Annotated in this window: 14 protein-coding genes; 7 read left to right on the forward strand and 7 right to left on the reverse strand. The window is 67.2% G+C overall.

The annotated features are described in order from the left end of the window. Window positions 1-24: 24 nt before the first annotated feature. On the forward strand, window positions 25-231 hold the full coding sequence (locus tag GGR46_RS08000) for a ParD-like family protein (RefSeq protein ID WP_183996199.1): 207 nt from the start codon (window positions 25-27) through the stop codon (window positions 229-231). Window position 232: 1 nt separating this feature from the next. Next, on the forward strand, window positions 233-991 hold the full coding sequence (gene map / locus GGR46_RS08005; protein ID WP_183996201.1) for a type I methionyl aminopeptidase: 759 nt from the start codon (window positions 233-235) through the stop codon (window positions 989-991). 191 nt (window positions 992-1182) lie between these two features. Here map and GGR46_RS08010 read toward each other — a convergent pair whose 3' ends face one another. Next, window positions 1183-2436 (reverse strand): M24 family metallopeptidase, encoded by a 1254-nt coding sequence (locus tag GGR46_RS08010; RefSeq protein ID WP_425506534.1) that lies wholly within the window; start codon window positions 2434-2436, stop codon window positions 1183-1185. A gap of 155 nt (window positions 2437-2591) precedes the next feature. On the opposite strand from GGR46_RS08010, the gene GGR46_RS08015 reads away from it, so the two are divergent. From GGR46_RS08015 to GGR46_RS08030, 4 genes are all read left to right on the forward strand, one after another. Next, window positions 2592-3911 carry a dicarboxylate/amino acid:cation symporter gene (locus GGR46_RS08015; protein ID WP_183996205.1) on the forward strand — a complete coding sequence of 440 codons (1320 nt, stop codon included), beginning with the start codon at window positions 2592-2594 and terminating at the stop codon, window positions 3909-3911. Beyond that, window positions 3898-4752, forward strand: a complete 855-nt coding sequence (gene trhO / locus GGR46_RS08020; RefSeq protein WP_183996207.1) for an oxygen-dependent tRNA uridine(34) hydroxylase TrhO — start codon at window positions 3898-3900, stop codon at window positions 4750-4752. The genes GGR46_RS08015 and trhO overlap by 14 nt, the downstream gene beginning before the upstream one ends. A gap of 82 nt (window positions 4753-4834) precedes the next feature. Beyond that, window positions 4835-5401: a hypothetical protein gene (locus GGR46_RS08025; protein WP_183996209.1), complete on the forward strand. Its 567-nt coding sequence runs from the start codon at window positions 4835-4837 to the stop codon at window positions 5399-5401. A gap of 10 nt (window positions 5402-5411) precedes the next feature. Continuing rightward, entirely contained in the window at window positions 5412-5735 is a 324-nt protein-coding gene (locus GGR46_RS08030) for a hypothetical protein (RefSeq protein ID WP_183996211.1), read from the forward strand. A gap of 6 nt (window positions 5736-5741) precedes the next feature. On the opposite strand, the gene GGR46_RS08035 is transcribed toward GGR46_RS08030, so the two are convergent. The 4 genes from GGR46_RS08035 to recA all read right to left on the reverse strand — a co-directional run bounded on the left by GGR46_RS08035 (window position 5742) and on the right by recA (window position 9523). Further along, window positions 5742-6368 (reverse strand): glutathione S-transferase family protein, encoded by a 627-nt coding sequence (locus GGR46_RS08035; protein WP_183996213.1) that lies wholly within the window; start codon window positions 6366-6368, stop codon window positions 5742-5744. After that, window positions 6365-6832 carry a DUF1801 domain-containing protein gene (locus tag GGR46_RS08040; RefSeq protein ID WP_183996215.1) on the reverse strand — a complete coding sequence of 156 codons (468 nt, stop codon included), beginning with the start codon at window positions 6830-6832 and terminating at the stop codon, window positions 6365-6367. The genes GGR46_RS08035 and GGR46_RS08040 overlap by 4 nt, the downstream gene beginning before the upstream one ends. Then, on the reverse strand, window positions 6829-8223 hold the full coding sequence (locus GGR46_RS08045) for an RNB domain-containing ribonuclease (RefSeq protein WP_183996217.1): 1395 nt from the start codon (window positions 8221-8223) through the stop codon (window positions 6829-6831). The genes GGR46_RS08040 and GGR46_RS08045 overlap by 4 nt, the downstream gene beginning before the upstream one ends. A 220-nt stretch (window positions 8224-8443) precedes the next feature. Beyond that, a complete protein-coding gene (gene recA / locus GGR46_RS08050) occupies window positions 8444-9523 on the reverse strand; it encodes a recombinase RecA (protein WP_183996220.1) in 1080 nt (359 codons plus the stop codon). 175 nt (window positions 9524-9698) lie between these two features. Between recA and GGR46_RS08055 the strand changes: the two genes are divergently transcribed. Beyond that, the gene (locus GGR46_RS08055; RefSeq protein WP_183996222.1) at window positions 9699-10415 is read left to right on the forward strand and encodes an MOSC domain-containing protein; all 717 of its coding nucleotides are present in this window, start codon (window positions 9699-9701) and stop codon (window positions 10413-10415) included. Window positions 10416-10524: 109 nt separating this feature from the next. Here the strand turns inward: GGR46_RS08055 and GGR46_RS08060 are convergent, their stop codons facing one another. Beyond that, window positions 10525-10887 carry a response regulator gene (locus tag GGR46_RS08060; protein WP_183996224.1) on the reverse strand — a complete coding sequence of 121 codons (363 nt, stop codon included), beginning with the start codon at window positions 10885-10887 and terminating at the stop codon, window positions 10525-10527. 40 nt (window positions 10888-10927) lie between these two features. Then, entirely contained in the window at window positions 10928-13324 is a 2397-nt protein-coding gene (locus GGR46_RS08065; RefSeq protein ID WP_183996225.1) for a hybrid sensor histidine kinase/response regulator, read from the reverse strand. Window positions 13325-13432: the final 108 nt, after the last annotated feature.

The raw sequence follows: 13432 nt of genomic DNA on the forward strand, positions 1-13432 counted from the left end.
ATTCGTATATTACCCGAGGAACCCATGGGCATTGTTAAGATAGACGATGAACTGCACGAGGCGATTCGCCGCGCCAGCACGGTGATGTGCCGCTCGATCAACGCCCAGGCCGAGTTCTGGATGAAGATCGGCATGCTCGCCGAGGCGAATCCGGCCCTCTCCTTCACCGATATCGTCCGGATGCAGCTGGAACTGGCGCAGGCCCCGATGCCGGAAGCTGCGGCCGCCTGACATGGTCAAGACGCCCGACGAACTCGAGCTGATGCGGATTTCCGGCAAGCTGCTGGCATCGGTCTTCGAGATGCTGGACGGCCAGGACCTGGCCGGCATGTCGACCATGCAGGTCAACGATCTGGTCGAGCGGTTCATTACCGTGGACCTCGCCGCCCGCCCGGCGAGCAAGGGGCAGTATGGGTTCAAATATGTCCTGAACTGCTCGATCAACCAGGTCGTGTGCCACGGCGTGCCCGATCCCGACGTCATCATCCGCGACGGCGACATCATCAATCTCGACATCACGCTGGAGAAGAACGGCTTCATCGCCGATTCGAGCAAGACCTATCTGGTCGGCAACGTTCCCCCGGCGGCGCGCCGGCTGGCGAAGGTCGCGCAGGAGGCGATGTGGCAGGGCATCCGCCAGGTCCGCCCCGGCGCCCATCTCGGCGATATCGGCTTCGCGATCGAACGCCACGCCAAGAAGCACGGCTACACCGTAGTCCGCGAATATTGCGGCCACGGCATCGGTCGCGAGATGCACGAGGAACCCTCGGTGCTCAATTTCGGCAGGCCGGGCACGGGCGTGAGGCTGCGCGAGGGCATGACCTTCACGATCGAGCCGATGGTCAACCAGGGCAGCCGCATGGTCGAGACCGAGGACGATGGCTGGACCGTCGTCACCCGCGACGGCAAGCTCTCCGCCCAGTTCGAGCACACCGTCGCGGTCACCGCCACCGGCGTCGAGGTGCTCACCCTGCGCGCCGACGGTACCTGAGCCCGCCCGGCGCCGGCTGGTTGCAATGTAGGATTTCGTCTGATCTACGCTGATGGATGCAGCCGCAGCGCGCCCTCTTCCACCCGTCAGTGCCCGCTTTCATGGGCCGGGTTCGAATTTCGGGGTGCGGGAAACCGGGGCGGCGTGCCGTATGCTTCGTAAACTTCCGAAGCCCCGGTATGCCCCGCGCCTCACCCCATCGGCGCGTCGATCGACCTTGGCGGCTGGCTGAACCATTTCGGCCCGCTCTCGGTCATGTAGAAGCAGTCCTCCAGCCGCACGCCGAAGCTGCCGGGGATATAGATGCCCGGTTCGTTGGAGAAGCACATGCCCGGCGCCAGCTTGGTCGCCTCGCCGCGCACCAGGTTGACCGGCTCGTGCCCGTCCAGCCCGATGCCGTGCCCCGTGCGGTGCGACAGTCCGGGCAGCTTGTAGTCCGGACCCCAGCCGATCGAGGCATAATAGCGACGCACCGCATCGTCGACGCTGCCCGCGGTCGCGCCGAGCTTCGCCGCGGCGAAGGCAGTCTGCTGGCCCTGCGCGACCTGGTCCCACACCTTCCGCTGCTCGGCCGTCGCGGTGCCGTGCACCCAGGTACGCGATACGTCGGACTGATAGCCCTGCACGGTGCAGCCGCAGTCCATCAGCACGATCCGCCCGTCCTCCACCGGCGACGGCACCTTGGTCCCGTGCGGATAGGCCGCGCCCTCGCCGACCAGCACCATGCTGAACTCCGGACTGCCGCCCAGCTTCTTGGTCGCGGCGTCCATCAGCGCGGAGACGTCGCGCTGGCTCATCCCCTTCTCGACGCGGGGATAGACCCAGCGATAGGCGGCGATGGTCACATCGGTGGCCAACTGCATCAGCGCGATCTCGGGCGCGGTCTTGATCATCCTGCAGCCGCGCACGACGGGGTTCGCCGACACCACCTTCAGCCCGACCTTCTGCAGCCCGTCGACGGCGAAGTAGCGCACCGTCTCCTCGATGCCGACGGGCAGATGGGCGAGCTTGCGGTCCTTGAGGAAACCGGCGACGGTCTTGAGCGGGTCCTCGTCCTCGTTCCACACCCGCACCTCGGCCGGGATCGCCAGTCCCTCGCGGGTGCGCGCTTCCTCGAAGAACGGCGTGACGATGCACGGCTCGCCCTCGGCCGGCAGCACCACGGCGGTCAGCCGCTCGCTGCGCCCCCAGCGCAGGCCGGTGAAATAGATCAGCGACGATCCGCCCTCGATCAAAACCGCGCCGATGCCGTCGGCCCGCATCAATTTCTGTGCCCGGGCAAGCCGCGCCGCGCGCTCCTCATTGCCGATGGGCACCGCGCCTTTGGTGATGTCCTCCAGCGCCGAAAGGTCCGGCTCGGCGGCGCGCAGCACGCCCGGCAGGGCCAGCAGCGGGGCCGCGGCAGCAGCGCGGACAAGGGTTCGGCGGTCGAGGCGCATCGTCATTCTCCGGACAGGATGATGCATGCGATAAGGCCGGTTCACGCACCGCGGCAATACCCACTGTGCATAGGGCAGCGCGCATCGACTGGGCGCGCGGGACTTGACCCGGGCGGCGCAATCCCCTTTGCCTGCGCCACGGAATTTTAGGGGGACCCATTTTGGGCAAGCGACTTACCTGGTTCATTCTGGCAGCACTGCTGCTCGGCGGCATATTGGGCTATGTGCTCAACGTTTCGCTGTCCGGCACGCCGGAAGGGGCGAAGGCGATCGAGAGCTGGGCATATGGCCTCGACATCCCCACTCAGATGTTCCTCCATTTGATCAAGATGATCATCGCCCCGCTGGTGGTCTCCACGCTCGTGGTGGGCATCGCGCACATGGGCGGCGGCGGCGCGATCGGCCGCGTCGGCCTGAAGGCGTTCTTCTGGTTCGTCTGCGCCAGCCTCGTCTCGCTCACGCTCGGCCTGATCTTCGTCAACCTGCTCCAGCCCGGCGTCGGACTGAACCTCACCGTTCCGGCGGCAACGGCATCGAGCGGCGTCGACCGCTCCAGCTTCGATCTCGCCAAGTTCTTCATCCATATCGTGCCGACCAGCGGCATCGATGCGATGGCGAGCAACGACATCCTCCAGCTCGTGATCTTCTCGCTGTTCTTCGGCGTCGGCCTCGCCGCGATCGGCGAAAAGGGCGAGCCGCTGGTCAAGGGGCTCGAGGCACTGGTCCAGGTGATGCTCACCGTCACCGGCTATGTGATGCTGTTCGCCCCCGTCGCGGTGTTCTGCGCGGTGGCCAAGGCACTCGCGACCAAGGGCATCGGCGTGGTCGGCGACCTCGCCTTCTTCATGGGCAGCTTCTATCTCGGCCTCTTCGCGCTCTGGGCGGTGCTGCTCGGCGCCTGCTTCCTGCTCGTCGGCCCGCGCACCGGCACGCTGCTGCGCTATCTGCGCGATCCGATCCTGCTCGGCTTCTCGACCGCCTCGTCCGAAGCCGCCTATCCGCGCACGCTCGACGCGCTCGACCGGTTCGGCGTGCCGCCGCGCATCGCCAGCTTCGTGCTGCCGCTCGGCTATTCGTTCAATCTCGACGGCTCGATGATGTACATGACGTTCGCGTCGATCTTCATCGCCCAGGCGTACGGCATCCATCTCGACTGGATGACGATGATCCAGATGCTGCTGATCCTGATGGTCACCAGCAAGGGCATCGCCGGCGTGCCGCGCGCCAGCCTGGTCGTGATCACCGGCACGCTCAGCCACTTCAACATCCCCGAGGCGGGCGTGCTGCTGATCCTTGCGGTCGATCATTTCCTCGACATGGGCCGCACCGCGACCAACGTGATCGGCAATGCCGTCGCCAGCGTCGTCGTCGCCCGCTGGGAAGGCAAGCTCGACACGCCGGGCGATCCCGAACCGGCAGTCCTGCCGGTGAGCGGCGCCACCACCAAGACCGACAGCTTCGAGGATTATGGCCAGTCCTGATCCCGCAGCGGCGCCCGACGCGGACCTGCCCGTCCGCGTCGCCGCGCTCTACCAGTTCACCCGCTTTCCCGATGTCGAGAGCCTGAAGGCGCCGCTCCTCGCCCTGTGCGAGGCGCTGGGCATCAAGGGCACGCTGCTGCTCGCGAAGGAAGGGCTGAACGGCACCGTCGCCGGCAGTGCCGATGCGATCGCGCAACTGCTCGACCATGTCCGCGCCCTGCCCGGTTGCGCCGGGGTGGACGTCAAATATTCGGGCGCCGCGGCGATGCCGTTCGACCGGATGAAGGTCCGGCTGAAGCGCGAAATCGTGACGATGGGCGAGCCGGATATCGATCCGCTCGAAGGTGTCGGCCACTATGTCGCGCCGGAGGACTGGAACGCGCTGATCGACGCGCCCGATACGATCGTGATCGACACGCGCAACGCCTATGAAGTCGCGCTCGGCACCTTCAACGGCGCGATCGATCCGGAGACCCGCAGCTTCCGCGAGTTCCCCGAATGGTTCCGCAAGTTCCGGGCCGAGCGCGAGGCGGAGGGGCCGATGCCGCGCGTCGCGATGTTCTGCACCGGCGGCATACGCTGCGAGAAGTCGACCGCCTTCCTCAAGTCCGAGGGAATCGACGAGGTCTATCACCTCAAGGGCGGCATCCTCGCCTATCTCGAACAAGTGCCCGCGGAGCAGAGCCGCTGGCAGGGCGAGTGCTTCGTGTTCGACCAGCGTGTTACCGTCGATCATGCGCTCCAGCCCCGGAACCGGGCCCTGTGCAAGCGCTGCCAGGGTCTCATCGCCAGCGAGGACGCCCCCTGCCCGGCCTGCGATCATCTCGGCTTCCGGGACTAGGCATTCGGCCATGACGGCCAAAACGAGGTTGGACTTTTGACTGCGGAGGTGGAAGCTTCCGTCGAGAAGGGGGAGAGACGGGATGCAGGGCCTGGTCCGGTTGACGCAGCGCGCTTGGCAGCTTGCCGCGATGCTGGTGTTCGCGGCAGCGCTGGCCGGTTGTACGCACGTCCAGCTCGCCGCACCCTATGATGCGCAGACCGATACCGAACTGGGCTCGATGCTGCAGGACACGACCAGCTTCGTCGCGAAGATGGTCACCAATGCAGGCCAGCCCGCGGGCGCCTATGCCCAGAATACCGACTTCTACGACAATATGGAGGGCCGGGTCGCGCTGCTCGTCGCCCGGGCACAGGCGAACCGGGTGCTGAACAACTGCCCGTCCACCCAGGCGATGGCCAGGGTACTCTCGCTGGTCGACCTGCCGCCTGCGCTCAGCCAGAAGATCGGCACGCCGCCCCAGGGCGACTGCGACGTGGTTCTGATGCAATTGCTCCAGCAGCAATTCCACGACCTGCGCGCCTTCCACCAGGCCCAGGGCGCACTGGGCATCCCCGCCGTCGCCACCGGCCCGCTGCTCGACGGCGGCCTTGGCGCCACCCTGCGCGCGGCGATGGCCGTGCAGCGCGCCAAGCAACTGGGCCGCTAGGAGAAGCCGGATGAGCGTGGATGTGAACGGGCTCGTCGACCAGATGGTCACCGCCGGACGCGGGCTGGCGGGCGGGGTATGGGCGCAGATGCAGAGCTATGCGATCCCCGAGCTCAAGAAGATTGCCATCCAGGTCGAGGCGATCGCCGAGAACCATGCCCAGTACACGCTGCAGGGCGCCGAGATCCTGTTCGACATGCAGATCCGCGCCGCGGTCTCGGTGATCGTCGCGATGACCAGCATGACGCTGGTGATGGTGCAGAACGCCGTCAACGCCATCCTCGACGCGGTGAAGGACTTCATCAACACCGCGACCGGCTTCGTACTGGTCTAGGGCCGGTCAGGCATAGGCATAGGGTCCGCCGGCGGCGAGCGCCGCCTGATAGGCCGGCCGGGCATGGATCCCAGCGATCCACGCGGCAATATGTGGTCGCCCCTCGGTCGCATTGGCCCGGGTCACCGCTGCTTCGAGCGGGAAGCTCATCATCACGTCCGCGGCAGTGAATTCCGCGCCGGCGAACCACGGCCGCCCGGCCAGCTCAGCCTCCACATAGTCGAGATGGACGTCGATCATCGGCTGGAACTTCTTCTGTGCCATCTTGCCGAACAGCGGCACCCGGCTGAGCACCAGCTTGGTGAACAGCGGCGGCATCAGCGAACCCTCGGCATAATGGAGGAAATGCCGCCAGCGCAGCGCATCCTCGCGGTGCCCAGGCTTGCCGAGCTTGCCGTCGCCCAGCTCGACCAGATATTCGACGATCGCCCCGGTCTCGGCGACGACATTGCCGGCATGCTCGATCACCGGCGACTTGCCGAGCGGATGGATGCGGCGCAGCTCGGGCGGCGCGAGCATCGTCGCCTTGTTCCGCTCGTAGCGCCGGACCTCATAGGGCAGGCCCAGCTCCTCGAGCAGCCAGAGCACGCGCTGCGAACGGGAATTCTCGAGATGATGGACGATGACGGTCATGCTGCCTCCCCTGGGCGGCGCGGGCGTTGCCGGGCCGAGATCGACTTGACGATGGTGCGTCCGCCCTCGGGCGGCAAGGGGCGTTTCGCCCGGTCGAGCGCGGCGTGGATCAGCGCGATCACCGCGGGGTCGTCGAGCAGCGCCGCATGCTTGAGGCAAACATAGCGCCCCACCTTGCCCTCCCCCTGGAGCAGCCCTTCCGGATCGGGCAGGCCGACGCCGGGGAGGAAATAGAGCAGCACGTTGCGCGGGTAGATGGCCAGGCTGAACACCGCCTCGGACGTCTTGTCACCCGGGCCGTAGCCGATCGCGAGACCGTTGTAATTGTCATAGACCAGCTCTGTCGCGCCGGGCAGCCGCTCGCGCAGCACCGCGCGGGCGGCACGGACCCGCTCGGCGATCTCGGGCGTGAAGCGCGCGATGAAGACCTCGACCTGCGCCGCGATATCAGCGGACGTCGTCATCCCGCATCTGCCACGGCTTCGAACCGGATCGCGCGGTTGGCCAGGTCGACACCAACCAGGCGGACGCGCAACTCCGTCCCGGGCACCGCACCAGGCGCATCGATCCGGGTGACGACCGGCAGATCGGCGAGCTGCATCCGGGCGCCGCGCATGTCGACATCGGTGACCACCGCCGCGAAGGTCTCGCCCTCGCGGCCGGAGAGCATCACCGCCTCGGCCAGATCGATCACGGCACGATCGATCTGCCCGCCCAGCGCATCCGCGTGGCCCATCACCTTGGGCAGGCGCTGAAAGGCCTGTTCGACCACATCGGGCACGGGCTGGCCCGCCATGATCGCCAGGGTCGCCCGGATGACATAGCGGTCGGCCAGGCGGCGGAGCGGCGCGGTGGCATGGGCATAGGGCGCGGCGACGGCGGCGTGCCAGGGCAGCGTGCCGGCGTGCCACGGCGCATAACTCGCCCCCTGCCCCGCACGGCGGATCGCCAGCATCAGTGCCGCCTGACGCGGGTCGGCAGGATCGAGACCTGTGCGGAAGGCCACGAGCGACTGGCTCTCGGGCCAGGCGATCCCGAGGGCACGGGCGGTGTTGCGCAGCCGCTGGACCGCTGCCGCGTCAGGCTCGGCCATCACCCGGAACAGACCGGTATGATGCGCCTGCAGGACATCGGCGATGGCGAGGTTCGCGGCGAGCGACAGGGCCGCATTCCGGTCCTCCGACGCGTGGCGAGCGCGGAAGGCCAGCGCATAGCCGCCATCGGGACGCCGGACGACTTCCTGCTCGGGCGGATCGACACGAGCGGCACCGCGCCGTGCCTCGGCTTCGGCGATACGCCGGGCGAGATCGGTGAACTGGGGCGACAGATCAGCCTCGGTTGCAGTTTCATAGGCAAGCTTGGCGCGGCTGGCGACCAGCGCACGCTCGGCGGATTCGAGCTTCACCTCGCCATCGGGCGCTACCCGCACGGTGAACAGCACCGCGGGACGCGGGCCATCGGGCAGCAGGCTCGCAGCGCCTTCGCTGATCACCTTGGGATAGAGGCTTGCCTTGCCGTCGGGCAGGTAGAGCGTAGCTCCTCGCTTCCAGGCTTCGGAATCGACGGGATCACCATCCTCGACGAACCAGGCGACATCGGCAATCGCATAGTGGAGCAGCAGGTCGCTGCCGCTGGTCTCGATCGCGAAGGCCTGGTCGAGGTCGGTGGCGCTGGCCGGATCGAGCGTGACCATGGGGAGCGCGGTGCGATCGACATGCGCGGTCGGCGCGCGCCGGGCGGCAGCTTCCGCCGCAGCCGTGACTTCGGGCGGGAAGCCCTCGGGCACATGGAACTGGTCGCGGATGGCGGCGAGGCCGCCGGCAAGCGCGCAATCGGGATCGAGGACTGCCTTCATCGCGCTACCTTAGCGCGCCCGGCGGCGCTGAAAAGTTGCCAACGTTGCGCACGGACACGTTGCCCGGACGCGGAAGTTCACAAAGTTCACGATCTCCACGCGCGCGAACCGGCCCCGGAACGGGAAAGACCCGGCGCGGGGCAACGCGCCGGGTCTTCCGATGGGCTGAGCCCGTGACCGCTGCCACACGCGTCGCACGCGGGCGCGGCCTGATATTCCATTATAGGTCGTCGTCACCGTCATCCGCGTCGGGACCCGCCATAAGTCCCTCGGCGACCTTCTCGGTGCGCGCGCGGATCGCCTTTTCGAGGCGCTCGCGCAGCTCGGTATTGTCGCGCAGGAAGTTCTTCGAATTCTCGCGACCCTGGCCGATCCGGACGCTGTCATAGCTGAACCAGGCGCCCGACTTCTCGACCAGCCCGGCCTTGACGCCGAGATCGAGGATCTCACCGATCTTCGAGATGCCCTCGCCATACATGATGTCGAACTCGACCTGCTTGAACGGCGGGGCGACCTTGTTCTTCACCACCTTCACGCGGGTGGTGTTGCCGATGATGTCCTCGCGGTCCTTGATCTGTCCGGTGCGACGGATGTCGAGGCGGACCGAGGCGTAGAACTTGAGCGCGTTGCCGCCGGTCGTGGTCTCCGGATTGCCGTACATCACGCCGATCTTCATGCGCAGCTGGTTGATGAAGATCACCATGCAGCGCGAGCGGCTGATCGAGCCGGTGAGCTTGCGCAGCGACTGCGACATCAGGCGCGCCTGGAGGCCGACATGGCTGTCGCCCATCTCGCCCTCGATTTCGGCGCGGGGCACCAGCGCGGCGACCGAGTCGACCACCAGCACGTCGATCGCGTTCGAGCGGACGAGCGTGTCGACGATCTCGAGCGCCTGCTCGCCGGTATCGGGCTGCGAGACGATCAGCTCGTCGATGTTGACGCCGAGCTTCTTGGCATAGACCGGATCGAGCGCGTGCTCCGCGTCGACGAACGCGGCGACGCCGCCCGTCTTCTGCGCCTCGGCGATCACATGGAGCGCCAGCGTGGTCTTGCCCGAGCTTTCCGGGCCATAGACTTCGATCACGCGACCGCGCGGCAGGCCGCCGACGCCGAGTGCGATGTCGAGTCCGAGCGAACCGGTCGAGATCGCCTCGACCTGCATCGTCTCCTTGGAGCCGAGCTTCATCGCCGAGCCCTTGCCGAATGCGCGGTCGATCTGCGCGAGTGCGGCGTCGAGCGCCTTCTGCTTGTCCGAAGAAATCGCCATGTTGCCGTCAATCACCTTGAGCGAAGCTGCCATTGGAAGTCCCCGTCGCTAGAAGGTTTAGCACGCTGCATCAACCTGTGTTGGAAGCCCGTGTATCGCCTTTGTTCTCAAAGAACAAGAGCGGAACAGAATTTTTGTTCCATAATCGTTCCACTCGGCGCCGAACGGCGCGATTGCCCTCCCCCACACGCCCCGCTAGCGCCGCGCAATGACTCGCATCGTCGGCCATGTCCGCGCGCTCAATCGATTCCCGGTCAAGTCCATGGCGGGAGAGCAGCTGACCGTTGCCGAGCTCGACTGGCAGGGAATCGAGGGCGACCGGCAATACGCCTTCGTCCGGGCCGCGAACGGCACGCGCTTCCCCTGGCTCACCGGACGCGAGGTGCCGGCGATGGTGCTCCACCGCGCCCGTTTCGAGGATCCGAATCGGCCCAAGACGAGCGCCGTGACGGTGGAGACGCCCGACGGCGCGAGCCTCTCCCTGCACGACCCGATGCTCAAGACGCATCTGGAGGCGGCGGCGCGCGAGCCCGCCGCGCTGATCCAGGTGGCACGCGGCTGCTATGATTCGATGCCGGTCTCGATCCAGACCAGTGCCGGCCATGCCACGCTGGAGGCGGCCCATGGCGGTGCGCTCGACATCGGACGGTTCCGGATCAACGTGATCGTGGAGAGCGACCTTCTCGCCACCGAATGGCAGGGCCGGCGGCTGGCTTTCGGCAATGACGAGGATGGCGCGGTGGTCCAGTGCGCCGATCCAATCGCGCGATGCGTGATGGTGACGATCGATCCCGAGACCGGCGCGAAGGAACCGCGCGTGATGCGGACGGTCGCGCAGGAATTCGGCAATATGTACGGCATCTATGCCGGGCCGGCGCGGCCTGGGCTGATCCGGATCGGGGATGCGGTGAGGCTGGTGGATTGAGGTTCGTCAGGCTCCAGCCGCCATCCCTGAGGTCGGGGCAGAATCTCGTGCCGTATCGCGCCATCGCCCGAGATCCCGGCTTTCGCCGGGATGACGGCCAGGGTGCTTCTCAGTCGACGCCGACGAGGCTGTCCAGCACCTTCTCGACACTGTCCATCGTGAACGGCTTGGAGAGCACCGGGCGATCGCGATAGGCTTCGGGGATCGAATCCCCCGCCCCGCCGGTGGCGAGCACGAAGGGGATTCCGCGCGCGGCGAGTGCATCGGCGATCGGCCAGCTGGTCTCGCCGCCGCGCAGGTTGACGTCCATGATCGCGGCATCGATGCCGCCGGCCTCGACCAGCTCGAGCGCCGAGGCGACGCTGTCCGCGGTGCCCGCGACGAGGCGATCGAGCGCATCGAGGAAGTCCTCGAGCATCATCGCAATGAGCGGCTCGTCTTCGACGATCAGGATCTTCTGGGGCCCCGGCATGTCCGTTCCCATCGCAGGAAAGTCGCGAAACGCCAAGGGTTTATTTGGGTGCGAGCACTTCTCGTGCGGCTTCGGCAAGTTGCTGCACCGAAAAGGGTTTCGGCAGGAAGGAAACTTGCTCCAGATCAATCGACTTGCGCAGCTGCTCTTCGGCATAACCCGACATGAACAGGATCGGCAGGTCCGGATATTTGGCCCGGACCCTGCGCGCCATGCTGGGCCCGTCCATCACCGGCATGACGACGTCGGAAATCAGCAAGTCTGGGCGATCGATCGTCTCGATGAGTTCCAGCGCGGCCTCGCCATTTTCGGCGGTGACCACGGTATAACCCTGCCGCGTAAGGGCCCGCTCGGCGATGGCGCGGACCATGTCCTCGTCCTCGACCACCAGGATCGTGCCGGTGCCCCAGGTATCGACCGGCTTCTCCTTCACGCCGGGCAGCTTGGCCGCAATAGGTGCCTCGGTCGCGGCATGGACGGGCAGATAGATGGTGAACTCCGCCCCACCCTGCGGCGCATTCTCGGCGAAGATGAACCCGCCCGACTGCTTGATGATGCCATAGACCGTCGACAGGCCGAGGCCGGTACCCTTGCCCACTTCCTTGGTGGTGAAGAAGGGCTCCCAGATCTTGGCGAGGATATCGGGCGGAATGCCGGTGCCGGTGTCGGCGATGCGCAGCGCGGTATAATCGCCGACCGGCAGCACGTCGTCGTCCATGCGCCGCACCTCGGAGGCCGGCACGGCCATCGTCTCGATGGTCAGCGTGCCGCCGCCGCTCGGGTTCTTCGACAGCATTGCGTCGCGGGCATTGACCGCGAGATTGACCACCACCTGCTCGAGCTGGCCGGGATCGGCGCGGACCGGGCCGAGGTTTCGGCCGTGCTTGACCTCGAGCCGCACCGTCTCGCCGAGCAGGCGCTTCAGGAGGTTGGAGACTTCGGAGATGACGTCCGGTAGCTGGAGCAGCTGCGGGCGCAGCGTCTGCTGGCGCGAGAAGGCGAGCAGCTGGCGAGTCAGCGAGGCGGCGCGGTTGGAATTGGCGCGGATCTGCTGGATGTCGTCATAATCGCTGTCGCCGGGCGAATGGCGCATCAGCATCAGGTCGCAGTGCCCGATGATCGCGGTGAGGATGTTGTTGAAGTCGTGCGCAACACCCCCTGCAAGTTGCCCCACCGCCTGCATCTTCGTCGCCTGGGCGACCTGGCGCTTGAGCTTGGACTCCTCCCCCGAGTCCTTGAGGCTGATCAGGACCGCGGCGTCGCCGAGACCGCGGGCGCCGGCGATGCCGATCGAGACGGGCTCGTCGGGCGCGTCGGACATGCGGACGGTCATCTCGGCCGATTGCGACGCGCCGCCGGCAAAGCGGCGCACGGCATCGGCCAGGGCGGACTTGTCCTCGCGCACCACCAGGTCGCCCGGATAGAGCGGTGGCGCGGCGGCGTTGACCCGGGTGGCGCGGACGAACGCATCGTTCATGCTGACGAAACGGCCGTCGCGGTCGACCAGGGCAAGGCCGAGCGGGAGCAGCGCGATCAGCGAGCGGACATGCGCGCCGGCACTGGCGCCGATCGCAGGAGTCGGCGCATTGTCCCGCTCCTCGTCGAGCAGCGCGACCAGCAGCGGCGCTTCCTCGCCATCGAGGAACGGGATCTGGAGTACGCGGAGCGGATTGCCCTCCAGCCCCTCGCGCTCGAAACGGACCAGGCCCATCGAATCGGTGATGAGGAAGCGGGCGAAGTCCCTGCCCTCCACCGGCGCCTCGCCATTGCCCATGGCACGCAGGCGGAAGACGCGATTGGCGGCGCGGACCCGGCCTTCGGGCGAGACCATCGCGGCCATGATGCCGGAGGAGCCGAGCCGATCGCCGGTATGGCCGTCGATCAGCGCCTGGGTCTGGCTGGCGAGATCGAGCGCCTGGACGCCGATGAAGCGCCAGACGAGCGATTCCTCGCCGACGCGCTGGACACGGGCCGAGACGGGGGCGCCGAACACCTGGATGCCGTCCTCGCGGGCCTCGCCGTCGCGCCAGGCGGTGCGGGCGGCGGTGCCGAGCGCGGCGATCGCCGCGTCGCTGACGGGGAGATTGGGCGGGGTCGGCCAGCCGGCGAACAGCACTTCGAAGCGGTTGTTGGCGCAGACCAGACGGCCGGCGCGGTCGGTCACGGCGAGTGCATCGTCGCTTGCCGAAGCGAGTGCCTGGGCGACCGACCAGTCGATCGGCCGATCTGCGGCGGCATCGGCATGGAAGAGCTTGCGCGCGCCCCAGAGCGCGCCGGCGGCGAGCAGGCCCGCCGCGACGAAGCCGACCGCGACCGCGCGGTCGTTCAGGGTGAGCAGGATCAGCGCGCCCGCCAGGATGCCCGCAAGCATCGCCGCCGCGAAGGGCAGCCAGCGACGGGACGGCGATATCGGCGTGTGAACGGGCAACGTGGCCATGCGCCACCGATGTTCGGTCAAAGGGCGCGGGTCAAGGACCCAATTCCCTCTCCCCCTGTGGGAGAGGGAGGGAGCACGCGAAGCGTGCGGAAGGGTGAAGGAGAATTG

Source organism: Sphingomonas kyeonggiensis (assembly GCF_014196745.1).
In the GTDB taxonomy this organism is placed as follows: Bacteria; Pseudomonadota; Alphaproteobacteria; order Sphingomonadales; family Sphingomonadaceae; genus Sphingomonas; species Sphingomonas kyeonggiensis.

Excerpts from the sequence above, each read along its gene's own strand:
- GGR46_RS08035 (WP_183996213.1), bottom strand. The coding sequence starts at position 6,368 with ATGACCGTCATCGTCCATCATCTCGAGAATTCCCGTTCGCAGCGCGTG.
- GGR46_RS08045 (WP_183996217.1), bottom strand. The coding sequence starts at position 8,223 with ATGAAGGCAGTCCTCGATCCCGATTGCGCGCTTGCCGGCGGCCTCGCC.
- GGR46_RS08040 (WP_183996215.1), bottom strand. The coding sequence starts at position 6,832 with ATGACGACGTCCGCTGATATCGCGGCGCAGGTCGAGGTCTTCATCGCG.
- GGR46_RS08060 (WP_183996224.1), bottom strand. The coding sequence starts at position 10,887 with ATGCCGGGGCCCCAGAAGATCCTGATCGTCGAAGACGAGCCGCTCATT.
- trhO (WP_183996207.1), top strand. The coding sequence starts at position 3,898 with ATGGCCAGTCCTGATCCCGCAGCGGCGCCCGACGCGGACCTGCCCGTC.
- recA (WP_183996220.1), bottom strand. The coding sequence starts at position 9,523 with ATGGCAGCTTCGCTCAAGGTGATTGACGGCAACATGGCGATTTCTTCG.
- map (WP_183996201.1), top strand. The coding sequence starts at position 233 with ATGGTCAAGACGCCCGACGAACTCGAGCTGATGCGGATTTCCGGCAAG.
- GGR46_RS08000 (WP_183996199.1), top strand. The coding sequence starts at position 25 with ATGGGCATTGTTAAGATAGACGATGAACTGCACGAGGCGATTCGCCGC.
- GGR46_RS08010 (WP_425506534.1), bottom strand. The coding sequence starts at position 2,436 with ATGACGATGCGCCTCGACCGCCGAACCCTTGTCCGCGCTGCTGCCGCG.
- GGR46_RS08030 (WP_183996211.1), top strand. The coding sequence starts at position 5,412 with ATGAGCGTGGATGTGAACGGGCTCGTCGACCAGATGGTCACCGCCGGA.
- GGR46_RS08065 (WP_183996225.1), bottom strand. The coding sequence starts at position 13,324 with ATGGCCACGTTGCCCGTTCACACGCCGATATCGCCGTCCCGTCGCTGG.
- GGR46_RS08055 (WP_183996222.1), top strand. The coding sequence starts at position 9,699 with ATGACTCGCATCGTCGGCCATGTCCGCGCGCTCAATCGATTCCCGGTC.
- GGR46_RS08025 (WP_183996209.1), top strand. The coding sequence starts at position 4,835 with ATGCAGGGCCTGGTCCGGTTGACGCAGCGCGCTTGGCAGCTTGCCGCG.